This is a genomic window from Cryobacterium sp. PH29-G1, assembly GCF_030063365.1.
Lineage (GTDB): Bacteria > Actinomycetota > Actinomycetes > Actinomycetales > Microbacteriaceae > Cryobacterium.
The window spans coordinates 87,350-112,320 of sequence record NZ_JASISY010000005.1; the positions used below are offsets into that span (position 1 = coordinate 87,350).

General features: G+C 65.0%; 21 protein-coding genes and 1 pseudogene. 7 read left to right on the forward strand and 15 right to left on the reverse strand.

All coding sequences use genetic code 11. The annotated features are described in order from the left end of the window. Nucleotides 1-12: 12 nt before the first annotated feature. Nucleotides 13-891, reverse strand: coding sequence for an SGNH/GDSL hydrolase family protein (locus tag QMK22_RS08520; protein WP_283497198.1), 879 nt, complete (start codon nucleotides 889-891; stop codon nucleotides 13-15). 170 nt (nucleotides 892-1,061) lie between these two features. Beyond that, complete coding sequence (locus tag QMK22_RS08525) at nucleotides 1,062-3,350, reverse strand: polyribonucleotide nucleotidyltransferase (protein WP_283497199.1); 2,289 nt, start codon at nucleotides 3,348-3,350, stop codon at nucleotides 1,062-1,064. A 395-nt stretch (nucleotides 3,351-3,745) separates the two neighbouring features. Here QMK22_RS08525 and QMK22_RS08530 point away from each other — a divergent pair, with 395 nt between their 5' ends. After that, the gene (locus QMK22_RS08530; protein WP_283497200.1) at nucleotides 3,746-4,966 is read left to right on the forward strand and encodes a GAF domain-containing protein; all 1,221 of its coding nucleotides are present in this window, start codon (nucleotides 3,746-3,748) and stop codon (nucleotides 4,964-4,966) included. On the opposite strand, the gene QMK22_RS08535 is transcribed toward QMK22_RS08530, so the two are convergent. The 7 genes and pseudogenes from QMK22_RS08535 to rpsO all read right to left on the reverse strand — a co-directional run bounded on the left by QMK22_RS08535 (nucleotide 4,963) and on the right by rpsO (nucleotide 9,981). Next, nucleotides 4,963-6,528 (reverse strand): amino acid permease, encoded by a 1,566-nt coding sequence (locus tag QMK22_RS08535; protein WP_283497201.1) that lies wholly within the window; start codon nucleotides 6,526-6,528, stop codon nucleotides 4,963-4,965. The genes QMK22_RS08530 and QMK22_RS08535 overlap by 4 nt on opposite strands. 31 nt (nucleotides 6,529-6,559) lie before the next feature. After that, the gene (locus QMK22_RS08540) at nucleotides 6,560-6,916 is read right to left on the reverse strand and encodes a ferredoxin (RefSeq protein WP_283497202.1); all 357 of its coding nucleotides are present in this window, start codon (nucleotides 6,914-6,916) and stop codon (nucleotides 6,560-6,562) included. Next, entirely contained in the window at nucleotides 6,913-8,160 is a 1,248-nt protein-coding gene (locus QMK22_RS08545; protein ID WP_283497203.1) for an NADH-ubiquinone oxidoreductase-F iron-sulfur binding region domain-containing protein, read from the reverse strand. Before QMK22_RS08545 ends, QMK22_RS08540 begins: the two co-directional genes overlap by 4 nt. Beyond that, nucleotides 8,157-8,711: a ferric reductase-like transmembrane domain-containing protein gene (locus QMK22_RS08550; RefSeq protein ID WP_283497204.1), complete on the reverse strand. Its 555-nt coding sequence runs from the start codon at nucleotides 8,709-8,711 to the stop codon at nucleotides 8,157-8,159. The genes QMK22_RS08545 and QMK22_RS08550 overlap by 4 nt, the downstream gene beginning before the upstream one ends. A gap of 16 nt (nucleotides 8,712-8,727) precedes the next feature. After that, nucleotides 8,728-9,159 (reverse strand): annotated as a pseudogene (locus tag QMK22_RS17555) (FAD:protein FMN transferase); the annotation flags it as partial. Nucleotide 9,160: 1 nt separating this feature from the next. Further along, on the reverse strand, nucleotides 9,161-9,439 hold the full coding sequence (locus tag QMK22_RS08560) for a hypothetical protein (RefSeq protein WP_283497206.1): 279 nt from the start codon (nucleotides 9,437-9,439) through the stop codon (nucleotides 9,161-9,163). Nucleotides 9,440-9,711: 272 nt separating this feature from the next. Beyond that, nucleotides 9,712-9,981, reverse strand: a complete 270-nt coding sequence (gene rpsO, locus QMK22_RS08565; RefSeq protein WP_092112143.1) for a 30S ribosomal protein S15 — start codon at nucleotides 9,979-9,981, stop codon at nucleotides 9,712-9,714. 206 nt (nucleotides 9,982-10,187) lie between these two features. Between rpsO and QMK22_RS08570 the strand changes: the two genes are divergently transcribed. Continuing rightward, nucleotides 10,188-10,520: a DUF7882 family protein gene (locus QMK22_RS08570; protein WP_283497207.1), complete on the forward strand. Its 333-nt coding sequence runs from the start codon at nucleotides 10,188-10,190 to the stop codon at nucleotides 10,518-10,520. 46 nt (nucleotides 10,521-10,566) lie between these two features. On the opposite strand, the gene QMK22_RS08575 is transcribed toward QMK22_RS08570, so the two are convergent. Next, on the reverse strand, nucleotides 10,567-13,515 hold the full coding sequence (locus tag QMK22_RS08575; RefSeq protein ID WP_283497208.1) for an aminotransferase: 2,949 nt from the start codon (nucleotides 13,513-13,515) through the stop codon (nucleotides 10,567-10,569). Nucleotides 13,516-13,572: 57 nt separating this feature from the next. Further along, the gene (locus QMK22_RS08580; RefSeq protein ID WP_283497209.1) at nucleotides 13,573-14,688 is read right to left on the reverse strand and encodes an AI-2E family transporter; all 1,116 of its coding nucleotides are present in this window, start codon (nucleotides 14,686-14,688) and stop codon (nucleotides 13,573-13,575) included. A gap of 220 nt (nucleotides 14,689-14,908) precedes the next feature. On the opposite strand from QMK22_RS08580, the gene QMK22_RS08585 reads away from it, so the two are divergent. Continuing rightward, on the forward strand, nucleotides 14,909-16,099 hold the full coding sequence (locus tag QMK22_RS08585) for a M4 family metallopeptidase (RefSeq protein WP_283497210.1): 1,191 nt from the start codon (nucleotides 14,909-14,911) through the stop codon (nucleotides 16,097-16,099). Between the two features lie 9 nt (nucleotides 16,100-16,108). Beyond that, nucleotides 16,109-16,375: a protealysin inhibitor emfourin gene (locus QMK22_RS08590; RefSeq protein ID WP_283497211.1), complete on the forward strand. Its 267-nt coding sequence runs from the start codon at nucleotides 16,109-16,111 to the stop codon at nucleotides 16,373-16,375. Nucleotides 16,376-16,400: 25 nt separating this feature from the next. On the opposite strand, the gene QMK22_RS08595 is transcribed toward QMK22_RS08590, so the two are convergent. Beyond that, the gene (locus QMK22_RS08595; RefSeq protein WP_283497212.1) at nucleotides 16,401-18,095 is read right to left on the reverse strand and encodes a BCCT family transporter; all 1,695 of its coding nucleotides are present in this window, start codon (nucleotides 18,093-18,095) and stop codon (nucleotides 16,401-16,403) included. A 268-nt stretch (nucleotides 18,096-18,363) separates the two neighbouring features. On the opposite strand from QMK22_RS08595, the gene QMK22_RS08600 reads away from it, so the two are divergent. After that, the gene (locus QMK22_RS08600) at nucleotides 18,364-18,807 is read left to right on the forward strand and encodes a pyridoxamine 5'-phosphate oxidase family protein (RefSeq protein WP_283497213.1); all 444 of its coding nucleotides are present in this window, start codon (nucleotides 18,364-18,366) and stop codon (nucleotides 18,805-18,807) included. A gap of 147 nt (nucleotides 18,808-18,954) precedes the next feature. Here QMK22_RS08600 and QMK22_RS08605 read toward each other — a convergent pair whose 3' ends face one another. Further along, nucleotides 18,955-19,326 (reverse strand): FKBP-type peptidyl-prolyl cis-trans isomerase, encoded by a 372-nt coding sequence (locus tag QMK22_RS08605; protein ID WP_283497214.1) that lies wholly within the window; start codon nucleotides 19,324-19,326, stop codon nucleotides 18,955-18,957. Between the two features lie 208 nt (nucleotides 19,327-19,534). Beyond that, nucleotides 19,535-20,779 carry a PrsW family intramembrane metalloprotease gene (locus QMK22_RS08610; RefSeq protein ID WP_283497215.1) on the reverse strand — a complete coding sequence of 415 codons (1,245 nt, stop codon included), beginning with the start codon at nucleotides 20,777-20,779 and terminating at the stop codon, nucleotides 19,535-19,537. Nucleotides 20,780-20,929: 150 nt separating this feature from the next. Between QMK22_RS08610 and QMK22_RS08615 the strand changes: the two genes are divergently transcribed. Together QMK22_RS08615 and QMK22_RS08620 are read left to right on the forward strand one after the other, a co-directional pair. Continuing rightward, on the forward strand, nucleotides 20,930-22,516 hold the full coding sequence (locus tag QMK22_RS08615; RefSeq protein ID WP_283497216.1) for an AlkA N-terminal domain-containing protein: 1,587 nt from the start codon (nucleotides 20,930-20,932) through the stop codon (nucleotides 22,514-22,516). A 4-nt stretch (nucleotides 22,517-22,520) separates the two neighbouring features. After that, the gene (locus tag QMK22_RS08620; RefSeq protein ID WP_283497217.1) at nucleotides 22,521-23,396 is read left to right on the forward strand and encodes a fumarylacetoacetate hydrolase family protein; all 876 of its coding nucleotides are present in this window, start codon (nucleotides 22,521-22,523) and stop codon (nucleotides 23,394-23,396) included. Between the two features lie 148 nt (nucleotides 23,397-23,544). Here QMK22_RS08620 and QMK22_RS08625 read toward each other — a convergent pair whose 3' ends face one another. Then, a complete protein-coding gene (locus tag QMK22_RS08625) occupies nucleotides 23,545-24,915 on the reverse strand; it encodes an MFS transporter (RefSeq protein ID WP_283497218.1) in 1,371 nt (456 codons plus the stop codon). Between the last annotated feature and the right edge of the window lie 56 nt (nucleotides 24,916-24,971).

Sequence of the window (24,971 nt, forward strand, 5' to 3'; positions counted from 1 at the left end):
TTGCCTCACAGGTCACCGACGAAGCAGGAGCCCCTCGTTGATGAGAGCGCGCGTATACCCGAGAGCGTTTCCCAGGGCGTTGGGGTGAAAGTTAGCCGGCGCGAGCGGGTTCAACGGGTCAAACGCAAAGAATGGCACCCGGGCTCCGATCCCGTGACCGGCAAATTCCTGCGTCGCATCGACAAAGCGCACGTGTGTATTCGCCACCGCCGCAACGGACCCGGCGATGACGGCGTTCAAGGCATCCGTTGCCCCGTTCAGCACGTCACCGAGCGGGGAAAGCCCGGGTTGGAACTGCCGCGGGTAGCTCAACACCGCCACCGTCGCGTTCGGCAGTGTTGCCGCTACGAGACCGTAGGTGGCCACGAGCTGGGGAGCGAGAACGCCCAGCTGGGCCACGCTGTTCGCGATGGCGCCGCTGCAGACCGGGCTGGCCGGGTCGGGAGCGCACGCCGCCAAAACGAGGTTGGAGCCGGCGTCGATGCCGCCCACGGTGAGGGTGACCAGCGTGGTGCCGGGATCAACCCCGAGAAGCTGCGCCGGGACATCGGCGGTGCCGGCTCCCGAGCAGGCGTTGTTGGCAACGAGCCGATATCGGCCGACCACGGCTGCCATCGCCGGGTAGCCGAGCCGCTGGCTCCGCAGGCATGCGGTACCGTCGTTGGCGTAGGGCGGCGCGCCCTGACCGGCAGTGAAGGAGTCGCCGAGGGCGACATATCCGTGAGCGGATGCCGCGTACTTCGTCAGGGCGGCACCGGACGCGATGGTGGACGCAGTACTGGACTGCGCGAGCGCTGGGGCCGTTGCGCCGCCGACGATGAGGCCGGCAGCGAGCAGGGAAATGGCGCCGAGGCGCGACAGTGAGCGCAAGACTTTCCGTTGATTTCTCATGCGATGAACGGTAGACCCGGCCAGCGCACGCGACAAGGTCCGGCATGGCCTGTCCGGGCCCTTGCGGTAGACGCGAAAAGGCCCGCACTGCAAGCAGTACGGGCCTTCCGTCTACCCGATGCGACCTGGCGAGAGGTGATCGGGAGATCTGTGGGGCAGGTGGCCGGGTGTTACGCCTCGACCGACGCGTCTGCGCTGTCGGAGGCCGCGGCGCGACCTTCGGTGTCAGCAGCTTCTTCGAGCACCGGGGCCAGCGAGAGCTTGCCACGGTCATCGATCTTCGTGATTTCCACGAGAACCTTCTGTCCAACGCCGAGCACGTCTTCAACATTCTCAACGCGCTTGCCACCAGCAAGCTTACGCACCTCGGAGATGTGCAGCAGACCATCCTTGCCGGGAAGCAGCGAGACAAAGGCTCCGAACGCGGCGATCTTGACGACGGTTCCGAGGAACTGTTCGCCAACCTCGGGGTTGGTCGGGTTCGCGATGGCGTTGACCTGGGCGCGAGCGGCCTCGGCCGACGGCCCATCGACGGCACCGATGTATACGGTTCCGTCTTCCTCGATCGAGATGTCGGCACCGGTGGTGTCCTGGATCGAGTTGATCGTCTTGCCCTTCGGGCCGATCAGCTCGCCGATCTTGTCAACGGGAATCTGCACGCTGATGACGCGAGGCGCGGTGGGCGCCATCTCGTCGGGAGCGTCGATTGCAGCGTTGAGTACGGAGAGGATCGTGGTGCGGGCATCCTTCGCCTGAGTCAGCGCGCCGGCCAGGACCGAGGCGGGGATGCCGTCGAGCTTGGTGTCGAGCTGGATCGCGGTGATGAATTCGCTCGTACCGGCAACCTTGAAGTCCATGTCGCCGAGGGCGTCTTCGGCACCGAGGATGTCGGTCAGTGCCGCATAGCGGGTCTGACCGTCAACGGTGTCGCTGATCAGGCCCATGGCGATACCGGCGACCGGCGCGCGCAGCGGCACTCCGGCGTTCAGCAGCGACAGGGTGGAAGCGCAGACGGAACCCATCGAGGTGGATCCGTTGGAACTGAGCGCCTCGGATACCTGACGAATGGCGTAGGGGAACTCCTCACGCGTCGGCAGCACGGGAACCAGGGCACGCTCAGCGAGCGCTCCGTGGCCGATCTCGCGGCGCTTCGGCGTTCCAACCCGACCGGTTTCACCGGTCGAGTAGGGCGGGAAGTTGTAGTTGTGCATGTAGCGCTTCTTGGTGACCGGGCTCAGGGAGTCGATCGACTGCTCAAGCTTGAGCATGTTCAGGGTGGTGACGCCCAGGATCTGGGTTTCGCCGCGCTGGAAGATGGCCGAGCCGTGCACGCGCGGGATGACCGCAACCTCGGCGTCGAGCGGACGAATGTCTGCCAGCCCACGACCATCGATGCGGATGCCCTCGTCGAGCACGCGTGAGCGAACAACGAGCTTGGTGACCGACTTGTAGGCCGCACTGACCTGGTTGTTGGCGCTGGCCTCGAGCTCGCCCGCGTCGACCTTGGCGGCGATGGCGGTCTTGACGGATGCCTTGAGTGCGTCGTCAGCGTTCTGACGTTCGACCTTGTCGGCGATCGTGTAGACCGTCTTCAGCTGGTCGTAGGCCAACGCTGCAACGGCGTCGTAGGTCGCGCTCTGGTACGGCGGGAACAGGGCGAAGTCGGCGGTCGGCTTGGCGGCCGCATCGGCCACCTGCTGCTGCGCGAAGACGAGCTGCTTGATGAAGGGCTTGGAAGCTTCGATGCCCTGGGCAACGACGGCTTCGTTCGGCGCGATGGCGCCACCCTTGATCAGGTTCCAGGCGGCGTCGGTGGCTTCGGCCTCGATCATCATGATCGCGACGTCCTGCGTACCGGCGGCGTCGGTGACAACGCGGCCGGCGACGACCATGCTGAAGACGGCGTCATCGAGCTGCGAGTGCTTCGGGAAGGCAACCCACTGGCCGCCACCGTTCTCGTCGGGGATGAGGGCGACGCGAACGCCACCGATCGGTCCGGAGAAGGGCAGGCCGGCGAGCTGGGTCGACATGGATGCCGCGTTGATCGCGAGCACGTCGTACAGTTCGTCGGGCTCGATCGCCAGTACTGTGATGACAACCTGGATCTCATTGCGGAGACCGTCGACGAACGACGGGCGCAGCGGCCGGTCGATCAGACGGCAGGTGAGGATGGCGTCGGTCGAGGGACGACCTTCGCGACGGAAGAAGCTGCCCGGGATGCGGCCGGCAGCGTACATCCGCTCTTCAACGTCGATGGTGAGCGGAAAGAAGTCGAAGTTGTCCTTCGGCTGCTTACTGACGCTCGTGGCGGAGAGCAGCATCGTCTCTTCGTCAATGTATGCGGCAGCAGAACCCTGCGCCTGCTGGGCGAGACGCCCGGTTTCAAAACGGATGGTGCGCTTGCCGTACTTGCCGTTATCGATAACGGTTTCGGCGAACGTGATTTCTGGACCCTCCATGTGGGGGTTTTCTCCTTTAAGTTTGCTTCTCACCATGCTGGCGATGAAGGCTCGCGTGCCCATATGGCGCACGAGTGGGACGAGGAGCTGCGAACAGGCAGGACTAAGCCGCGTATCAGCGCGAGTCTTTGCTGGCCACCAGTAGAAATTCACCAGATGCTGCGCTTCTGGGAAACCACCACCGAGGACCAGCTTCCTGCCAGCTGTGCTCCGGTTGCTCGGCCACTTCCGAAGAAGCGGTCGTGTTCAGCTTATCAGACCCATGATTTTGTGCCGGTAGGGGGCCACCGCTGGTCACGGCAGCGTGGTGCATTCCCCCGAAGTGGTGCCAAAAAGATGGTCGGTCAGGCCCAACCCTCGGGCAGAGTGATAGGTGAGTGAAATGGGGAGCGACGATGCGGGGACTCAGCTGGCTCATGAGCGTCGGGATAATGCGCACGTGGATCAGTCTTATCCTGCAGGGCAGCGCGAGTATTCCGCGTCCGTCCGGTCCCCCGCAGGCCCATGCGCCGGGGGTCAACAGCGACCGGATACTCATCCTCGGCGGTGGCCCCGCTTCCGGCTGGGGCGTCAGCAGCCACGATCTCGCTCTGCCCGGTTCGTTGGCGAGGGCACTGTCGGCTCGAACGGGTCGTGGCGCCGATGTCACGCTAAGTGCCGACCCCTACGGGTATCTGGTGGACATCCCGAACCTTCTTATTGGCCAGGACCTGAGCCGGATCGATGCGATTGTGGTGTTTGCCGGCGTGAACGACGCCGTGAACCTCACCTCCGAAAGGAACTGGGAACGCAGTATGGGCCGCCTGCTGCGTGCACTCGAGCGTGAAACCCTCGACACGACCTACGTCTATGTGATGGACATTCAGCCGATCCGCACGATTCCCACGTTTGACAGCGTGCTGGGTTCTATCGCCAACCGGCACGCACGCCACCTGACCAGGCGCACGGAACGCCTGTGCCGGGCCGTGCCACAGACGGTTTTTCTGCCGTTGGTCGACACCGCTTTCCTCGTCTCCGGCCGCTATCGCAATTCGACCGACTACCGATTGTGGGGAGAATTTCTGGCCGGGGAAATGGCCGAGCGTCTGCATCAGGCCCAGACCCGGCTCGATCGGGCCGGAATCAGGCCCGCGGCCATCGATGCGCCTGGCGTCGAGACCGACGACACAAACGAACCGCAAATACGAGACACACGCTTCGATCGTGTTGTGGCGTTGGCGCAGCAATCCTTCGGCACCGAATCTGCCGTGTTTGTGCTGCACGACCACGCACGGTTGCGGGTGGCAGCCAGTGCCGGGCCGACAGCGGGCAACCTGGCCTGGGCCGATTCGATGTCGGCCACGGTGGTGCTGCAACCGGGAGCGCTTATCGTTGGCGACACCCAGCAGGACGAACGGTTCCAGGACAAGTCGTCGGTCGTGGGGGCGCCGTTCATGCGCTTCTACGCGGCGTTTCCGATCGAATCGCCCTCGGGCGAGCGGATCGGTGCACTGAGTGTGTTCGACCCGAAACCGCGCTGTATCGCCGACATCAATTCCGTGCTCCTCCGGGAGCTGGCCCTCATGATTCAGGACGAACTGCATGCCAGCGCCGGAGTCTTCACCGACACGACCTAGTCGACGGGTGCCTCGGCAGTAGCAGCCTGCACCCGCACCCGCGCTTCCGCCTGAGCCTCCGCATCCGCCTCCGCCTCCGCATCCGCGGCCGCACGCTGCTTGATGCCGAGCACAGAATGGCGGCGACCGTACGCGAAGTAGACGATGAATCCCACCAGCAGCCAGACTGCGAAGCGCACCCAGGTGAGGGTCGTGAGGTTCAGCATCAGCCAGACGCACAGCGCGGCCGAGAGCAGTGGCAGCACCGGGGAGAACGGCACCTTGAAGGCGCGCGGCAGATCGGGCCGCTTCTTGCGCAGCACGACGACGGCGATACTCACGAGCACGAAGGCCGACAACGTGCCGATGTTGATCATTTCCTCGAGCACGCCCACGTCGGTCAGTCCAGCAATCAGGGCCACCGCGGTGCCCGAAAGGATCTGGATCCGAGCCGGCGTCCGCCGCTTCTCACTCGTGACGCTCAGCCCGCGGGGCAGCAGCCCGTCCCGGCTCATCGCGAACAGCACCCGGGAGAGCCCCAGCAGCAACACCATGATCACGGTCGTGAGGCCGACCAGAATTCCGACGGAAATGATCTGTGCGGCCCAACCGGCTCCGACGGCGACGAAGGCGGTGGCGAGAGAGGCATCCGGGTCGTCAGCCAACACCGTGTACGGCACCATGCCGGTCAACACGAGGCTCACACCGAGGTAAAGCACGGTGACGATCGCCAGACCGGCAAAGATACCGCGCGGGAGGGTCTTCTGCGGATTCTTGACTTCTTCGGCGCTCGTGGCGACGACATCGAAGCCGATGAACGCGAAAAACACGAGGGACGCGCCGGCGAGCAGTCCGAACAGTCCGTACTGCGCGGGGGCGGCACCGGTCATGAACGAAAACAGGGACTGCATCCAGACATCGCCGTCACCGCCCGTTGTCGGTACCGCATCGGGGATGAACGGCGTGTAGTTCTTCGGGTTGATGAAGAAGGCACCGACGATGATCACGAAGACGACGATGGCGACCTTGATGATGGTGAAGACACTCGCGACCCGGGCCGAAAGTTGGGTGCCGAGCACGAGCAGCGCGGTGAAGATGGCGACGATAACGAAGGCGCCCCAGCTCACGTCGAGGCCGAGTACCTGAATGGTGGAGGGTACATTCCAGCCGGCCAGGTCGAACACCGTGCTCAGGTAGATCCCCCAGTATTTGGCGATCACGGCGGCGGCGGTGAGCATTTCGAGGATCAGATCCCAGCCGATGATCCACGCGAGCAGTTCACCGAGCGTGGCATATGTGAAGGTGTAGGCCGAGCCGGCGACGGGGACGGCCGACGCGAACTCCGCGTAACACATGATCGCGAGGGCGCAGGTGAACGCCGCCAACAGGAATGCGAGGGTGACCGATGGCCCGGCATAGCTGCCGGCTGCCTTGGCACCGACCGAGAAGATTCCCGCGCCGACGGCCACGGCGACGCCCATGATCATGAGATCCCACGTGCCCAGGGTGCGTTTGAGGCTGTGTCCCTTTTCCAGCGAGTCTGCGATTGAATCTTCAATGCTCTTGGTACGCCAGAGACTCATATGGTGGTGTCCGTTCTTTATTGCCAACCCCCTACCCTAACAACCTCGTCTCCCCCCGTTCCGGTGCCCACGCCGCTGCCCGTGGGGTGGCGGGCGCCGTCGCCGGGTGGGTGGCCACGTGGAGGGACAGGGCCAGCCGCGGGCAGAGTGCTACGGCCTCGCCGGCCGCGGCCAGCAGGTGGTTCGGCACAGCAATGTTTGAGCCGCGGTCCGATTGACTGGAGTAGCCGAGCGCGATCGGGTAGCCCCATTCGTCGCGCTCGAGCAGCGCGGAGAGAATTTCGACGCACAGGCCACGCCCATCGCACGCCGTCCAATCGATGTGCAGCCTGATCGGTGTCGCCGGGACGGTGGGTGTCGTCGTCGCGGGTCTGGAACGGATGCTCATGCGTGGCTCCGGGCACAGCGACCCTCGAGGTGCGCCGCGACATCCGCCTGAAAGACACTGAGACTGCTGAGCACGAACCGTACCGTGCCGTCCGGGTGGTGGCAGGAGCCGCGCCCGGCCACCAGGCCGGCGAGCCGGGCGACTTCCAGCGGCAGCGCCGGGCTACGTTCTCCGGCGGCCAAACGGCCCAGCACACGTGCCATAGCGGGCAGGCCGTTGACACAGGGGCCGCACTGGCCGGCTGTTTTGTGGGCCAGGAAGGCGGCAATGGAACTGGCAGTCTGCAGTGGACAGCGCCCGGACTCGAGCGCCAGAAGAATCCCGGCTCCCGGCGTGGCACCGAACCGGGCCAGGTCGTCTCGGTCGAGTCCGGTGTTGAAGGCGTTCGCCGGTAACCAGGTGCCGTGGAACCCGCCCACGAGAACCGCCGACAGGGTCGCCGGGTTGATGCCCGCGAAGCGGAGCACCTCGTCGATGCGAGTTCCGCCGGCAATTTCGAGTACTCGCCCCGAGGGTGCCGGCCCGACGAAGGACAACGCGTCGCTGACCGTGACGAGCCGCGTTCCCGCGTCGCTCGCTGAGCCGCGGGAACGAAACCAGACCGCGCCGAATCGCGCGATCAGGGCGATGTGGGCGAGTGTTTCGACGTTGTGCACGAGCGTCGGCGCGCCGCCCAAACCCACCGTGGTCAGGCGCAGGGTACGATCCTGCGGCACCGCTGGTCCGTCCGCCAGGGCGTTCACGACGGCGGAAGCCTCCCCCGAGATGAACCGGTCGCTGGCTTCGCGCAGGTCGATGCCGGAAGCATCCGATCGCTCGGAAATGGCCCGACTCGCCGAGGCCAGCACGGCGGCCGGGGCATAGAGCACCACCCGAGCGGCGCTCATCTGGGCGGCCACCAGGAGCAAGCCGTCGAGGACGAGGTGCGGGGCGATGCGCAGCAGTGTGGCATCTTTGGAGCTCAACGGCTCCCCCTCGGCGGCATTACCCACGACCGAGACCCGGCGGTTACGAGCCCGTTCCGGAGCGGGAAGGGCAATGATTTTGCGCCAGACCGGAAACGCTGCACCGCCTCGACCCGTCAGGCCGTAGGCGGTGAGTTCGCCCAGGAGATCATTCACTCGGGTCGGGTACGGGCCGAAGGTTGCCAGGTGGCTCGCATAACGCGGTGACGGCGCCAGGGTGAGACGTGAGATTCCGACCGGAGCAAGCATGGCCTGGGGTCGATCACTGACAACGGTCACGAGATTCTCCCGATTCGTTGCGCCGGGGCGGGACGATGCTGCGGCGTGCGGCTGGCGCTGTTTTCGACAAACCCGGCCGTCACCCGCCACGCCACAGCGGCGAAGACAATGATGGTGCTCAGCACGGCGAAGGCGATGAACCACGGCGTGGTGGCGTCGGTGCCATTGCCGATGGCGTGCGCGAGGGCGATCGGCCACAGGAGATAGGTGAGCCAATGCACAACGCGAAAGACCCGGAGGCCGACGAAACGGCGCAGCAGGCTCGTGGCGATGATGGCAATGAGCAGGTCGACCGCCACGGTTCCCAGCCCCAACCAGAGCGGCTTGTAGGCGCCCAGGAAGGGAACGAAGAATTCGACCACGGTGAGTTGAGCGTGGGAACCACCCAGGAGCGACACCATATGAACGAGAATAAAGGCGGTCGCGAGCAGGGCCACGTTGCGGTGCACGAGGGCGACAGCGAATCGGGGCAGCGTGAGCAGCGGGCGACCCCAGCTCGGTTGCCACCCGCGTCGTGGCCCAGTCGGCGGCCACGGCCTTTGCCGTGGCACCGAGGTCAAAGGCGAGGTGTGCCGGCAGGGAGAGTTGGTTGCCGGTCAGCCCGACACTCTTCCAGCCGGGAACCGATGAGTGAACGGCGAGTACCGGCCTCGGATCGTCGGTGACCAGGGCGATATCGCGGTCGTAGCCGAGCAGGCGGAGGGCGTTGCCGAGTGTCGGATCCACGTCGCCGTCGGTGAGTGCGGCCGCATCGAGTGCTGCGCGCACGAGCGCGGCCAGGGTCTCGGTGACGTGCGCACCGCCGCTGAAATCGGAAGCCAGCCGGTTGGGCTCAGAGTCGGCCCGAAACCGACTGGCGGCACGGTCAACCTCGGCCAGGACGGCATCCGTTACAGTGCGCGCCGCAGCGAGTGGAAGCGGTTGATTCTCGAATTGATTGCTGACCACGAGCGTGGCCGTAGTGCTCCAGATCGGCCACTCGCACGCGGCGGTCGGCATGTCACGAGCCGTTCGATCTGGCGTGACTGAACCCACCGGTTGCGGGGAGTACCGGCGAGGTGACCGCGCTGTCGTAGCCGCTGGAATCGGTTGCGTCTGACGACGAGCTCACGCTGGAGCCGGTGCTGCTGCTCGCGCCTGTTCCGGTGCTCGCACTGGCGGTGGTGGCGGAATCGGCCCAGGAATGCAGACCGAGAGCGGAGGCCACGATAACGGCCAGGACGCCGATCGTAGCTGTGACCACCCGGCTGAGCTGCTTGCCGCGATCGTAGAGGTTCATGTCGGTGCGCCTTCCTTGCTTGATAGGAAAACAATCGCAGCGCTCGCTATGCGGCTGCTATGAAAGAACCCACAGCACACCGCGTGTCTGCATCGTGCTCACGATGCTAGCGGCGGCCACCGACAGTCCCGACTGTCCGGCTTCACTTTTGCCCGGGGTACGCAAAACGGGCCGCCACCTTGATGGTGACGGCCCGTTTTGAAGAAGTTCGCGTTGTCAACGCTGCGCTGTACTGATAAAAGTACTGGCTAAAAGTACTGGCTAAAAGAAAATTAGCGACGCAGGCCGAGGCTGCCGATCAGTGTGCGGTACCGAGTGATGTCGATGTCCGACAGGTAACCGAGCAGACGGCGACGCTGACCAACCATAAGAAGCAGGCCACGACGTGAGTGGTGGTCGTGCTTGTGCTCTTTCAGGTGCTCCGTGAGGTCAAGAATGCGCTGCGTGAGCATTGCAATCTGAACTTCCGGGGACCCCGTGTCGCCTGGGTGGGTAGCGTACTTTTCGATGATCGCCTTCTTAGCATCTGGTTCGAGTGCCATAAAGTGGATCCCCTTTCTCTCACTGCGCGGTGCCCTTGGCCAAATGCCTGAGCTCTCTTTATCCGCGGCCGTTGAACGGCAACCTACCCACTTTAGCAGAGCGAATGACCGCCGCGGTCACCGCCACTTATTTGACGGCAAGGCCCCCGGCGTGCCCCCTCCCTCCTGTACCGCTACAGTTAGGGGACACACGAGGGGGTGAACGCATGGGCACGTTGCTGTACGGCAATCCGGGCATCGTGATCACCTTCGATGATCGTGCCCTCATGCACCTGCAAATAGTGATCAGCACCAAATTGCGAAGGCGCGAAAGCTTCATCTTCACCTGGACCGATTCGGCCGATAATGGAAGCGGTCGTAGTGCCATCTGGCTCGACCCCACCAGCACGCTGTATTTTCGATATTTCGGCAGTCAGGCCCCGTCGATCAATCGAGAATGGATTGAAGCGCTGATGCTCTCGGCCAACAGCGCCGGCGGTCTGGTCTTCGTCACCGAGCCCGAGCCCTCGAGCCCTGTCGCGGTGAAATTCCGCCGATAGACCGTGCAGGCATAGCCCCTGCAGTCGCGCTGGATCGCGCTGGAATCTACACCGACACATCATCGAGAGCGTCGGCGAGTGCGTGCAGAAAATGGTCGGCGCTGGCGATGCTGAGGCAGAGCGGTGGCTTGATCTTGAGCACGTTCTTGAAATCACCGGTGGGCTGCACGATGCAACCGCGCAGCAACAGCTCGTCACAGAGCAGGGCGGCCACACCGGTCGCCGGCGTGAAGGCCAGCCGATCGCTGACTAATTCGACGCCGAGATAGAGCCCCATACCGTAGACGGCGCCGATCAGGTCGAAACGTTCGCCGAGCTGCTCGAGCCCCTGCTTGAGGTGCCGCCCCACAACGTCGGCGTTGCCCTGCAGGTCTTCGTCACGCATGATGTCGAGCACGGTGAGCCCGATCCGGCAGCTGAGCGGGCTACCGCCGGCCGAGGAGAAGAACGGTCCATCGTCGGCGAAGCGCTCGGCCACGTCGCGGCGCGTGATCACCGCTCCGAGCGGATGCCCGTTGCCCATCGCTTTGGCGATGGTGATGATGTCGGGAACCACGCTCTGCTGTTCGGTACCCCAGAAATACCGGCCGAGACGGGCATAGCTCACCTGCACCTCGTCGGCGATGCAGAGCCCACCGCGCTCACGCACCCGGTCGTAGACTCCGGCCAGGTAGCCGTCGGGCAGCAGCACACCGCCGGCATTGCCGAACACCGGCTCGGCGATGAAAGCGGCGACCGTGCGACCGTCCTCAGCGATTTTCTGGAGGTCTTCGTCGAGGTCCGCCAGGTATTGCGGTGCCGATTGCAGGCCCCGGTACTTGCCGCGCACAGCATTCGGCGCCTCGACCAGATGCACCCAGTCCGGTCTGGTGTCGAGAGCACCGGGGTTGTCGGCGACCGAGGAGGAGACGGCATCCGCTGCCATCGACCAGCCGTGATAAGCCTCTCGCACCGACAAAACGGTGTCGTTGCCGGTGTAGCACAGGGCCAGCCGCAGGGCGAGGTCGACGGCTTCGGTGCCGCTGTTGACCAGAAAGACGGTGTCGAGCGGGTCTGGAGCGAGGGCCGCGAGGCGCTCGGTGAACCGCACGAGCTCTTCATAGTGAAAGCGGGAGTTGGTGTTGAGGAGCGACCACTGGCTGCGTGCGGCCTCGGCGATGCGGGGATGACCGTGGCCGACGGTCGTGACGTTGTTGACCATGTCAACGTAGCTCTGCCCGTAGGTGTCGATGAGGTGGTGTTTCCAGCCACGTTCAATTTGTGGTGGGTCCGCGTAATAGTGCTCCTGCACGCGAGCGAACGACGTGTCCCGGCGCTGCAGCAGGGCGACGGGGTCGGTGAACGGGCGGGCGGTCGTGAGCCCGAGCAGCCCGGATGGGTCCGGGCAGGCTCCCCGCCACCGTTCGGCTTGTGCGGGGGCGGCGAAAAACGGCGGGCGGATGCCGCGGAGCCGGCTGAGCTGCACGGCCACGCCGGCACTGCCGGTGCCGTGTCGGGAATCACCGGCAGCGGCGTCGGCACCGCGGATGCTTTCGCGAACGCGTCCGAGCGGGGTCCCGGCTCGAGCCTGCGCTCCATCGCGGACGGCAGAGTCCACACCGGTCAGCCACAGGTCGAAGCCGGCTCCCTCGAGCCGCATCGTTCCGGTACTGGCGTCCACGACGATGACGGTCGCGTCGATCGGGGCCGTGACCGGGCTGCCTGCGGGCAGATACACCTCAACGCCGAGGGCCAGGGTGCTGGACGGCTCGGCCGTATCGATGCGCGTCTGCGACAGGCGGTACTCACCGTATCGGGTGACGGCGTGGCCGAGACGGGCTGCGGCCTCGCCGGCGATCCGCGCGTCGATGCCCGGTTCGAGCCAGCTTCCGGCATCGAAGACGGCACTAGTGACCGACAGGTCGATGATGGCGGCCGGGTCGAGGCGACCCAGCAGCAAGTCAGGGCCGGTCACGATCGGTGCGACCTCAGCGGTCAGTGCCAGGCGGATGAGAGCTTCGAGCTGCACAGCGTCGAGGTCGGCTGCCACTTCAAAGGCGAGCCACTCGCGGGCACGGTTCGCGTCGGCATAGTCGTTGTCCCCGTCGAGGTGCACTTGCTGTTCGCCGCTCACCACGAGTACCGCCGTGCGCAGCACGATCAGCGGCCAGAGGGCGCTCAGTTCGGCGTCGGTGAGGGGCATCCACGCGGTAAAAGCCTCGATCGTGTCGAGGATTGCCAGCGGATTTTTTGGGCTTCGATAGAGCACGCAGGCACAGGTCGCGGCAAGTTCGGCCACGAGCCAGCCCGCAGCCACATCGCCGAAGTCGATGACTCCGGTGATCGTGTCGACCGGTGCCGTGGCGGCGCTGACGACGTTGTCATCGGTGAGGTCGCCGTGAATGGTCTGCACTCGCAGGTGAGCGATGAGCCGGGTAACCCGCTGGCGGGCCATATCGGTCACCGTTTTCAGGCGCTCCCGGTGGGAGACGTCGTTGACGTAGGGCAGGAGCGCGTCGATGACGTCGCCGCCGCGCCGTAGGTCCCACTGCAGAAACCGATCGGTTCCGGGGTGCTCAAAATCGGCCAGGGCCCGCGCAATGCGGCCGGCCACATCGCCCAGAGACCGAATCTGCACGGCCGAGAGTCGCCGCGCGTCGGTCAGCGGTGCGCCCTCGACGTAGCTGAGCAGCCGCAGGTCCAGAGTTTGCCCGTCGAGCTCAACCCGAGCGATCTCCCGGCCATCGCGGCCGGCGACGGCAGTTGGCAAATCCAGTCCCACGCCGCGAAGGTGCGCCAGGGCCGCGTTCTGCGCTTCGAGTTCAACGGTGGCGATTGCCGGGTTGGAGACCTTCAGAACGAACGTGGCGGCATCCGATTCGATCCGAAAGTTGCGGTCCTGATGGCTGCCCAGCTCGGTGATGGTGCCCGTGACGCCGAACCGCTCGCGTGCAAGTTCCCGCGCCTGCCCGAGAGTCACTCGCGGGCGGGGCAGGTGAAACGGGCTCGACGTCACGGTGTTCTCCAGTCAGGCGGGTGGCAGCGCTAGTACGGGCAGTACGGATGCGCCGGGTTAGCGCTGGCGCTTGCGCTGCTTGGGCGGGATCGCCCGCGGCCGCGGTGTATCCGGGGTGTTCCACGCCTTGGCGATCGCCCACGCAACGGCCGCGATCGGCACCGACAGCACGGCACCGACGATGCCGCCGAGGATGGTGCCGGCCGTCAACCCCACCAAAATGACGAGCGGGTGCAGTTTGAGCGACTGCGCCATGACGACCGGCTGGAGAAAGTTGCCCTCGAGCTGGTTGACAGCGATCACGATGATGATGACGATCAGGGCGACGCCCGGTCCGCTCGCGACCAGGGCCACCAGGGCGGCCAGCACACCGGCCGCAGTGGCGCCGATCAGGGGGATAAATGCGCCAAGAAAGACGATGACAGCCAGCGGCAGTGCAAGTGGTACCTGCAGAATGGCCAGGCCGATGCCGATCGCGGTGGCATCGACGGCGGCCACGATCGCGGTGCCGCGCACATAGCCGCCGAGAACCCGCAACGAAGTGTGACCGATTCGGCGTCCGCGGGCGAGGCGTTCCCCCTTGAACGGCGATAGGAAGAAGTTCCAGATCTGGCCGCCGTCTTTGAGAAAGAAGAACAGAATGACCATGAGAAGCACGGCGCCGGTGATCAGTTCGAAAACAGCGGATGCTCCGGCGAGCGCCCCGGTACCGAACTGGCTGCTGGTGAGAAAGTCGACCACCGCGGTGCGTGCGTCGTCGATCTGCTGCTCGTCGATCTGAATCGGTCCATCGATCAGATACTCCTGCAGGTGGTCGATGCCCTCAGAGGCCGAGGAGAACAGTTCATTCCACTGGTCGCGAACCGCGAAAACAATGAGCGTGATGATGCCACCGAAAACGGCAATGCCACCGAGCAGGGTGATCCAGGTGGCCAGGATGGCAGCGACGCCGCGTTTGCGCAGACCGTTGATGACCGGGCTCAACGCCGCGGCGAGAATAATGGCGATCAACACCGGGATAACGACAAGCTTGAGTTGCACGAGGCCGTAGATGACCGCCGATGCGAGAATAATCACGAGCAGAATCTGTCCGCTGCGTAAGCCGAGCCAGCCGAGCCGATCGGTCAGCGGGGTGCGAGGTACCGGGGGCGTGGGGACGTCTTGTGCGCGCATGAACCCAGCCTAGACATCAGCTGGCCGGAAACCGTGAACAACCGGTCCCTTTAGCGGATTCGGCCGAGCGCATCCTCGAAAGCATTCATGCTGTGCAGGGAATATGTTCCGCCGCTGTCGAGGGAGAGGTAGCGATGGATCGTGGCGGGGTCGCGACGGGTGACCGAAGCCGCACACACCGTACGGTTGCAATGTCGGCGCCCGGTGCCAGACTCTGCTCATGGATACTCCACAGAACACGGCGCCGCAGAACAGGGTGCCGCAAACGGGCCAGGTGCTTCACCGGCACTGCTCAATCGTTCCGCCGTACCTGTTGGTGCGACTGGCGAAACTTGACGATCCGCGCTTCGCTCAGGCCGCGGCGGCCGCACGGCACTCGCTGCTGCGCGACTCACACATTCGGGAGCTGCGTGGTGGGGCCCATCCGTTGCCCCAGGAGCGCATCCAGCCGGCGCGCACCCCGGGAGAATCCGACCGAACCATTTCGGATGCCGGCGGTCAGGAACGCCTGCCCGGTCGCCAGGTACGAACCGAGCGGCAACCGGCTGGCCCCGATCCCGCAGCTAATGAGGCCTTCGACAGTCTGGGCGCTACGCAATCCCTGTTCTGGACAGAGTTCGGTCGTGACAGCATCGACGGTTTGGGGCTTCCGATGAACGCCACGGTGCACTACGGCCAGAACTACGACAATGCCTTCTGGGACGGCGAGCGCATGGTCTTCGGTGATGGCGACGGCGAGGTCTTCAACCGGTTCACGATCTCGCCCAGCGTGATCGGGCATGAGCTCACCCACGGCGTCACCCAATTCACCGCCAACCTCGAATATCGGGACCAGTCGGGGGCACTGAACGAGTCCATTTCCGACGTTTTTGGGGCTCTGGTGGAGCAGTACGCCGCCGACCAGTCAACGAGCGAGGCCAGCTGGCTGATCGGCGAAGGCCTGTTCACCGACCAAGTTGAGGGTGTCGCGCTGCGGTCCATGAAAGCGCCCGGCACGGCCTACAACGACGACGTTCTCGGCAAGGATCCACAGCCGGACACCATGGCCGGGTACATCGAAACCGAAGACGACAACGGCGGAGTGCATCTCAATTCGGGTATCCCCAACCGCGCGTTCTACCTCGTCGCCGAAGCTCTCGGCGGCAATGCCTGGGAGACGCCGGGTCAAATCTGGTACGACACCCTGACCGGCACGGGTCTCACCCGGCGAAGCGACTTCGCCGCGTTCGCTGCCGCCACCGCCGAGACCGCAGCTCGTCTCTATGGCACCGGCGGCGCCGCTCACGACGCGGTCGTGACGGCCTGGGCAACGGTGGGGGTGGTGGTCGGGGTTCGTTCGGAGCTGCCAGCCACGGAATTTGCATCACCGACCGCGTCGGGAGGGTCTGCCGCACCGCTGCCACCGGAGTAACATCGCGGTATGAAAGTCATCGTCTCGCGCAGCGGCGGGATGGCGGGAATCCGCCTCACCTGGGAAGTCCGAGTCGAAGAACAACCCGACCCGAACACCTGGGCCACATTCTTGAACTCACTGCCCTGGGATGACGTCACCGACAGTGAGGCCGGCCCTGACCGATTCGCCTACCGCATTCGGTGTGCCCCGCACGAAGTGGTGCTCGCCGAACCCCAGGTGAACGGACCGTGGCGCGATCTGGTCAACCGGGTCAAGGCCGCCAACGGAATGTAGCGGCCCTGACCGGGTCTAATCGGTGCTAGGCCTTCGGGCGACGGCCCCAGCGCGGTCGCCGAGCCGGGTCGTCGGTCAAGGCCGCCTCGATGTGCCCATCGATCTGATCGCCGATCTGATCGCCGAAGTGGTCGTGGAAGTTCTCCTCGAGGTCCGCGGTGACGGTCTTGCCAATGCGGCGTGCCATCTCCTCCCTGCGCTGACGGCGTTCCGCGCTAACCAGCACGTCGTGTTCCAGGCGGAAAGCCCGGTAGGTGGCGATGCACATACCGATCATGACGATGCTCACGGGAATCGCCGTCAGGATTGCGCCGGTCTGCAACGCGGCGAGACCGCCGGCCAGGAGCAGAGCGATCGCCACCAGCCCGCCCAGGCTTGCCCACATGATGCGACTCCACTTGGGCGGGTTGGTGTCACCACCCGAGGCGAGCATGTCGATCACGAGCGAACCGGAATCGGCCGAGGTGATGAAGAAAATCGCCACGACGATAACGGCCATGACCGAGAGCACACCGCCGAACGGAAGCTGGCCCAGAAAGTTGAAGAGCACGTTTTCGGAGATGATGCCCACGGTGGGGTCAAAGAGCCCGCCGCCGTCGCCCTCCCACGCCAAACGAATGGCGCTGCCGCCCATGACCGTGAACCAGACGAAGGTGACCAGGGTGGGAACGAGCAGGACGCCAGCGATGAACTCGCGCACGGTGCGACCGCGCGAGATGCGGGCGATGAACACCCCTACGAACGGCGCCCAGGAGATCCACCAGCCCCAGTAAAACACCGTCCAGGCGCCTTGCCAGTCGATGCCGGCCTGGCCGGTGAAGGAGCCGGCGTCAAAGGTGAGTCCGACGACGTTCTGAAAATACCCACCGATGGATTCGACGAGCACGCGCAGCAGGTACAGCGTGGGTCCAAGCAGCAACACGGCCACCAGCAGCAGGCCGGCCACGCCGAGGTTGATGTTGGAGAGCCACTTGATGCCCTTACCCACGCCACTGACCACGGATACGGTGGCGACGATTGTGATCGCCGTGATCAACACGATGAGGAGAACGTCGTTGACCCCGCCGACCACACCGAGGTGGTTGAGACCGGCCGCTATCTGCTTGACGCCGAGTCCGAGTGAGGTCGCCACACCGAACAGCGTTCCGACGATCGCGATGACGTCGATGGCGTCGCCGAGGCGGCCCTTGACCCGGTCACCGAGAAGAGGCTCGAGCGCCCAGCGAATGGATACCGGACGGCCCTTGCGGTGTATGGAATAGGCCAGCGCAAGCCCGACCACCGCGTAAATGGCCCAAGCGTGGAAGCCCCAGTGCAAAAAGGTCTGCGACATGGCGGCCGCGGCGAGTTGCTGCGAATCTCCGGTTACGCCGGGTTTCGGGTTGGTGAAGAAGGTGAGTGGCTCGGCCGCCCCCCAGAAGACGAGGCCGATGCCCATCCCCGCGGCGAACAACATGGAGAACCAGCTCATAATGCCGAATTCGGGTTTGTCGTCGTCCTGGCCGAGCTTGATATCACCGAATCGACTCGCGCCCATCCACACCGCGAACACCACGAATGCAGCCACGATGACCATGTAGTACGGGCCGAGCCCGGCTACCACCCAGCCTTGCAGCAGGGCGAGGACGCTGCCCGTGCGCACCGGAAAGGCGATGGCGATGACAACGACGGCCAGAATGATCCCCAGGGCCGGATAAAACACCCGGGGTGCCGGGATCACACGGCGGGTTTTAGGCGGGCGGGTGTTGGGCTTGTTAGTCGGTACTTTGGGTAGTGCAGTCACGGTGGAACTTTCTCGAAGAATAGATTGCGGCGCGCAGTGGAAAACCGTTCCGATGTTGCCGAGGGCACTCCCGTCCGGGCAAATTTCCAGCTTACAGGCACGCTGCACCATATTGCGGGGTATTTTCTTCGTACCTGGTGGTGGCGGAGGCCGAAAAACCAGCCGCCCCGCTGGCCCTGAAGCTCCGAGCGTGTGACGATGGACCATGACTTTCGACGATGCGAACGCCCCCGCAGCCCCCGTTCAGATTCTCAGCGAAGAAGAATGCTGGAACGTCTTGCTCTCGGCCAGTTTGGGCCGTCTCGCCGTGGCAGTCGGCGGCATCCCGGATATTTTTCCGGTCAACTTCGTGACCGCCGATCGGCACCTGCTGTTTCGTACCGCATCGGGAACCAAACTGATCGAGCTTACGATCAACAACCGGGTCGCTTTTGAAACGGATGGTGTGGGCCGCGACGATGCGTGGAGTGTCATCGTGCATGGAACGGCGCGGGCGCTGGACACCCAGCTGGAAATCGATGACGCCGCCGCGCTGCCATTACGGCCGCTCATCCCCACGGTGAAGCCCGTCTTCGTCGAGATAGTACCCACCTCGATCACCGGTCGACGGTTCCCGCTCGGCCCGGAGCCAGCCTCGACCCTGCTGTAGCATCCGCCGCTGCCGCCCCAGCCGCGCTCCGCCCGGCAGCCGTACCACCCGGCGGCGCCCGGCCGATCATTAGGCGTTGCCAGCAAAATCCGGGGTGCGGCCTGATCAGCCGCACCCCGGACGGTGTTAACGTTCGTGCCCGACCGCTTAGCTCACGCCGAGCAGGTCGATGATGAAGATCAGGGTCTGACCGGAGAGACGGTGGCCGGAACCGGCCGGTCCGTAGGCCAGGTGCGGGGGCACAACCAGCTTGCGACGTCCGCCGACCTTCATGCCGGGGATCCCTTCCTGCCAACCGGCAACGAGCGAGCGCAACGGAAAGTTGATCGACTGGCCTCGGTTCCAGGACGAGTCGAACTCGGCTCCGGACTCAAACTCAACGCCGACATAGTGCACGTCGACGGTGGCGCCGGCGGTAGCCTCAGCACCGTCGCCAACGACGATATCGGTGATCTCGAGTTGTTCGGGCGCAGCGCCCTCGGGGAAATCAATTTCGGGCTTGGAATTCAAATCAGTCATGCTCCCATCCAACCGGATTCGGCGCCGGATTGCACACCGACCAGGCCCAAGAAAATAATGCTTGCGCCCAGCCCCCGACGGGTGCAGTCTTGTCCTACACCAACTCGTCGCATCGGGAGAGTCGTCGGCACTGCCACACCACCGAAGCGGCGAGTTTCTGTTGTTACCACCGAATCCGTGCAGTGGTGAAGCAGGTCCCGAGCAGCAGCTACCGTGTCGCCGGCATCGCACCGGGACGTGTCTGCCGGAGCACATCGGCCCGATGAATCATGAGTTGCCTGAGCAGTCGCTCCTCGTGGTCGTGCAGCGCCGGAGTGCCGTGGCCGCGAACGAGGCGGTCGCGCACAAAAGCGAGGCGGGTGGCATCCGCTATGAACCGACGCATGGCGATTTTCTTCGGTCGTTCCTGGCGTGCCCCCCAGGCCAGCGCCTGGCGTCGTCCGGCACCGGTGCCGAGCATCGACACCTCGGCCGGGGTGAACCATCCGGCCTGGGCGTATTCGTGCAGGCGGCGCAGGGTGACGCGGGCCTCCTGCCGGCGCAGAAATACCACGACGAGAATGGCCGCGATGAACAACGGCACCTGCACGACCAGATAGTAGACGAGCAGGGAGCTGTCGCCGGCGAGCACAAACGTCGCGCCGTTCCACAGGGCGTGCAGGGCGATGGCCGGTACGAGGCCGAACAGAAAATAGCTGAACGCACCACCCTTGGAGGTTCCGCGCCGAGCGGCCAGGCCCAGGGCAAGCCCGGTGCAGATGGTGAACGTGACATGCGCAAACGGTGAGAACACCCCGCGCAACAAAAAGGTGATGCCGAGGCTCTGCGCGCTGCCCTCCGTCATGGCGAGTCCGAAATACTGAATATTTTCGGAGAAGGCAAAGCCGGCGGCAATCGTCGCGGCGTAGACAACGCCGTCGAGTGGGCCGTCGAAGTGGCGGCGCACCGCCCAGAACAGCACGAGCACGCCGAAGCCTTTGGCGACTTCTTCCACAATTGGGGCTTGAACGACAGCGGATGTGAAATCACTCCCGGTGAGCGCGCCAGCACTGGCTGCAATGGTGATCTGCACGCCGAGATCAAAGACCAAAGCGGTGACGATGGAGATGCCGGCGCCCCAGAGCAAGGCGAAGATCAGGGCCGGCCGCGGCTCCGGATCCCAGCGGTCGATCCAGCGCACCGCGAACAGCACGACGGCCAGTGGCAGTAGCGCCAGAATCAGTCCGAACAGCAACGCTCCGGTACCCAGAAATGTGGTCAGGTAGATGAACACCGCGAGCAGGGCCAGACCGGCGAGCACGATCCCCAGAGCAGCCAAAACAATCGCGCCGGTGCGAGACGGCGTCGTCGGCCGGCTCCAGACCGCTGGAACCGGGCTCGGACTCTCCTGCACGGGCGGGTGTCGGACAGGCTGGCGTGGCGCGGGCGGGCCTGGCGGCTGGTCGAGGCTCATTCCTCGAGAATACCGGCAGGGCCCGCGGTATCCGGCGCGGGCTCTGCGTCGACAGACGCGAAGCATCAGACGTTCATCACTCCCCCGGTCGAGGCCGTCCACGTCTGATTTCCGCTACCGCATCGCCGCCCGAAGTGGCAGGCTCAAGTGGTGATCACCTCTCGCGCTGCCGTCTCATCGGCTCTGGCCGACCCCATCTTCGCGGAACGCTACCGGATCATGTGTTCACGCGACACCCGGTTCGACGGCCAGTTCATCACCGGTGTGCACACAACCGGCATCTACTGCCGACCGAGTTGCCCGGCAACAACCCCCAAACCCGGTAACGTTTCGTTCTACCTCACCGCGGCGGCCGCCCACGATGCCGGGCTGCGGGCGTGCAAACGCTGTCTGCCCGACGCTGTGCCCGGCTCGCCGGCCTGGAATATACGCGATGATCTCGCCGCCCGAGCGATGCGCCTCATTTCTGATGGCGTCGTGGAACGTGAGGGGGTGCCGGGACTCGCCACCCGCCTGGGCTACACGCCCCGACATCTGACCCGGGTGCTCGTCGCCGAACTCGGCGCCGGCCCGCTGGCTCTGGCCCGGGCGCATCGCGCACAGACCGCACGCCTGTTATTGCTCAGTTCCGACCTGCCGATCACCGATGTGGCTTTTGCCGCGGGCTTTGGCAGTGTGCGCCAGTTCAACGACACCGTCGCTGCCGTGTATGAGCGCACGCCGTCCGAGGTGCGGGCGGCCCGTCGTTCAACGCCCGAACGCTCGGTTCCCGGTGTCGATCGCGCCGAGACAAAAGTTACACTGCAACTGCCGGCGCGCGCTCCGTTCGACGGTGCCGGCCTGCTGCGTTTTCTCGGTGCGCGCGCGCTGCCCGGCATCGAAACGGCCACCGACAGGAGCTATGCCCGCACCGTTCGACTACCGCACGGTACGGCCACTATTGAGGTGACCCTATCGGGAACGGATGCCGCCCCCGCACTGACCTGCAGCATCCGGCTGGCGCAGTTGACCGACCTGGCACCGCTGGTCAGCCGGGTGCGCCGATTGTTCGATCTTGACGCCGACGCGTCGGCGATCGACCACCATCTCGGCACGGACCCGGCACTGGCCGCCTCGGTCGCGCTCACCCCCGGCATCCGAGTACCGGGCAGCATGGACGCCGAAGAAACCCTGTTTCGGGCGCTGATCGGGCAGCAGATCTCGGTCGCTGCCGCCCGCACCGCCCTGACCCGGCTGGCCGATGCCCTCGGCGACGAGCTGCCCGGCCCCGACCGGCGCCTCCTCTTTCCCACTTCAGCGCAAATCGCGGCCGGTGGTCGTGCGATCCTGCGGGGGCCGGCAGCGCGCATCGACACGATCGTGCGGGTCGCGGAGGCTCTGGCTTCGGGAGAGCTGGCCCTGTCGTTCGGCCAGACCCGAGCCGAGCTGGAAACCAGTCTGGTCGCCCTGCGCGGAATCGGACCGTGGACGGCCGGGTACGTTGCGATACGAGTACTCGGCAGTCCCGATATCCTTCTCACCAGCGATCTGGCGCTAAGGCAGGGTGCCGAGCGACTCGGTCTGGCCGGTGCGCCCCGTGCGCTGGCGGCGCGCGGGGCGCAGTGGGCCCCGTGGCGCAGTTACGCCGGCATGCATTTGTGGCGTGCGGCAGCGGATTCTTCGCTCTACTCTCCAAGCAGACCGGCCGAGGGTTGGAGCACCTCACAGGGCAACCCGGGGCAGGGCCGGTTAGCCTAGAAGAGTGAAATTTGCGCATTTGAGAGTTGACGGCTCCTCCGTTCCCCGATTGGCCGTGATTTTCGACGATGCGGCATTGTTTCTCGACGACATCATTACTGACGCCCCCCGCGATCTGCAAGACCTGCTCGAACAGGGCGACGCGGGGTACGAACGTATCCGCGCCGTCGCGCTTGACGCCGTCTCCAACGGGGCTATTCTCACCCCGGTCGACGAACTGCGGCATTCCTCCGCGGTGCTGCGCCCGCCGCAGATCATCGCGATCGGCGCCAACTACGCCGCGCACTCCTCGGAGCTGAGCCTGCGCCTGGAGACCTCAGCGACGATATTTTCCCTCTGGCCGAACTCGCTCACGGGGCACGGCTCGACCATTACCTGGCCTCGCGACCTCACCACGCAGGTGGACTACGAGGCCGAACTCGGCGTCATCATTGGCCGTCCAGCCCGCAATGTGTCCGTGGCCAACGCACTGGACTACGTCTTTGGATACACCGTCGTGAATGACATCACCGCGCGAGACCTGCAATTCTCCGAGGCACAGTGGTCCAGGTGCAAGTCTTTCGACGGCTTTACTCCGACTGGTCCGCTCGTGGTCACGGCCGATGAGATCGGCGACCCGCAGAATCTTTGGCTGACCACGCACGTCGACGGTCGCATTCTGCAGGATGCCTCCAGCGGCGACATGGTGCGCACCGTAGCTGAGATCATCTCGTACCTCTCGAAAACCTCCACGCTGATGCCCGGTACCCTGATCTCCACCGGCAGCCCTGGTGGTGCCGGCTACAGCCGCAAGCCCCCGATCTTCCTGGGTGAGGGGTCGACCGTGACCATCTCCATCGACAAGATCGGCATGCTCACGACGCACTGCCGCGAGATCTGAACACCGAGGCACAGACACCGGCGGTATGGTGAGGCCGATCGTCATCCGCTGGCCCGATTCTAAAACAGCACGACAGGCACCGACGTGACCCACGACGGTGCCTGCCTGCGTTGGAACGTGACGCCTTAGCGCCGACTCACTCGCTGACTCACTTGCTGACGGACTCGCGCCGGTCTGGCGTAGCGACGGTGTCCAGGTTGACCCCACGGGTCTCGGGCAGGCCGAAGGTTGCCAGCAGGCTCACCACGCTCACGCCGGCCAACAGCCAGCCGATCGATGCGCTGCCCGCCGTAGCGATGATCGACGCCGCGACCAACGGCGTGATGCCGCCGCCGACCAAAGCTCCGAGGTTGTAGGCCATGCCGGCACCGGTGTACCGGTAGCGGGTCGCGAACAGTTCGGGCAGGAATGCTCCGACCGGACCGTAGATTCCCGCCACGATGAGCAGCGTGCCCGAGAGGCCGAGACCAAATGACCAGGCCGTGCCGATGTCGAGAATCGGAAACAGCACGAGAGACCACGGCACCGCCACGATGCACGAGGTGACGATGACCGCCCGGCGACCGACGCGATCGGAAAGAATGGCGCTCGCGATGGTACCGACGGCGAAAACGAGGGCGCCGATGATGCCGAGGGTCAGGATGGTCGGTCGGCTGTGAGCCAGACCGTCAGGGTTAGTGCCGTAGCTGGAGAGAAATGCGGTGCCGGTGTAGAAGAAGGCGAAGAGCATCATGGTCGACGCTCCCCCGAGCAGAATCTGCTTGGGCTGTTTGCGCACGACTTCCCAGACCGGTAGTTTACGGGCCACCGGTGCGGTGCGAACAGCGTCGGTCGCGGCTTTGAACACGGGCGTTTCTTCGATCTTCAGCCGGATGTAGAGGCCGATGATCACCAGCACCGCGCTCAGAATAAACGGGATGCGCCAGCCGTAGGTGAGAAACGCGTCGGAGGCATCGCCGAGGGTGAGGTTGATGATCAGGAAGGTCATGCTGGCCAGGGCGAAGCCGATGGACGGGCCAAGCTGCGGGAACGCGGCGTACAGGCCGCGGCGCTTCGGCGGCGCGTACTCGGCCGCGAGCAGGGCTGCTCCGGCCCACTCGCCACCAACGGCGAAGCCTTGCAGAAAGCGCAGCAGCACGAGAATGATCGGCGCGGCGAGGCCGATAGTGCTGGCGCTGGGCAGCAAGCCGATCGCGACGGTCGCGATGCCCATGATGAGGAGGGTGCTGACGAGCGTCTTCTTGCGGCCGAGCCGGTCACCGAAGTGACCGAACAGAATGGCGCCGAGCGGGCGAGACACGAACGCGACGGCGAACGTGCCGAACGAGGCGAGAGTGCCGGCTCCCGTCCCCAGCTGCGGAAAGAACACCTGCGGAAACACCAGTGCGGCAGCGGTACCGTAGATCAGAAAATCATAGAACTCGATGATGCTGCCCATGGAGCTGGCGACGGCGACCCGGGCCATCGAGGTGCGGCGCGGCGTCGGCCGGATCTGCCGGATTGCGGTGCTTTCGAGCATGCGATATCTCCCTTGACATCGTGAGTGACGACGCTGTTGTCGTCGCAGATGCCAGC

Coding starts and splice junctions, on each gene's coding strand:
- QMK22_RS08520 (WP_283497198.1), bottom strand. CDS start 891: ATGAGAAATCAACGGAAAGTCTTGCGCTCACTGTCGCGCCTCGGCGCC.
- QMK22_RS08525 (WP_283497199.1), bottom strand. CDS start 3,350: ATGGAGGGTCCAGAAATCACGTTCGCCGAAACCGTTATCGATAACGGC.
- QMK22_RS08530 (WP_283497200.1), top strand. CDS start 3,746: ATGCGGGGACTCAGCTGGCTCATGAGCGTCGGGATAATGCGCACGTGG.
- QMK22_RS08535 (WP_283497201.1), bottom strand. CDS start 6,528: ATGAGTCTCTGGCGTACCAAGAGCATTGAAGATTCAATCGCAGACTCG.
- QMK22_RS08540 (WP_283497202.1), bottom strand. CDS start 6,916: ATGAGCATCCGTTCCAGACCCGCGACGACGACACCCACCGTCCCGGCG.
- QMK22_RS08560 (WP_283497206.1), bottom strand. CDS start 9,439: ATGAACCTCTACGATCGCGGCAAGCAGCTCAGCCGGGTGGTCACAGCT.
- rpsO (WP_092112143.1), bottom strand. CDS start 9,981: ATGGCACTCGAACCAGATGCTAAGAAGGCGATCATCGAAAAGTACGCT.
- QMK22_RS08570 (WP_283497207.1), top strand. CDS start 10,188: ATGGGCACGTTGCTGTACGGCAATCCGGGCATCGTGATCACCTTCGAT.
- QMK22_RS08580 (WP_283497209.1), bottom strand. CDS start 14,688: ATGCGCGCACAAGACGTCCCCACGCCCCCGGTACCTCGCACCCCGCTG.
- QMK22_RS08585 (WP_283497210.1), top strand. CDS start 14,909: ATGGATACTCCACAGAACACGGCGCCGCAGAACAGGGTGCCGCAAACG.
- QMK22_RS08590 (WP_283497211.1), top strand. CDS start 16,109: ATGAAAGTCATCGTCTCGCGCAGCGGCGGGATGGCGGGAATCCGCCTC.
- QMK22_RS08600 (WP_283497213.1), top strand. CDS start 18,364: ATGACTTTCGACGATGCGAACGCCCCCGCAGCCCCCGTTCAGATTCTC.
- QMK22_RS08605 (WP_283497214.1), bottom strand. CDS start 19,326: ATGACTGATTTGAATTCCAAGCCCGAAATTGATTTCCCCGAGGGCGCT.
- QMK22_RS08610 (WP_283497215.1), bottom strand. CDS start 20,779: ATGAGCCTCGACCAGCCGCCAGGCCCGCCCGCGCCACGCCAGCCTGTC.
- QMK22_RS08625 (WP_283497218.1), bottom strand. CDS start 24,915: ATGCTCGAAAGCACCGCAATCCGGCAGATCCGGCCGACGCCGCGCCGC.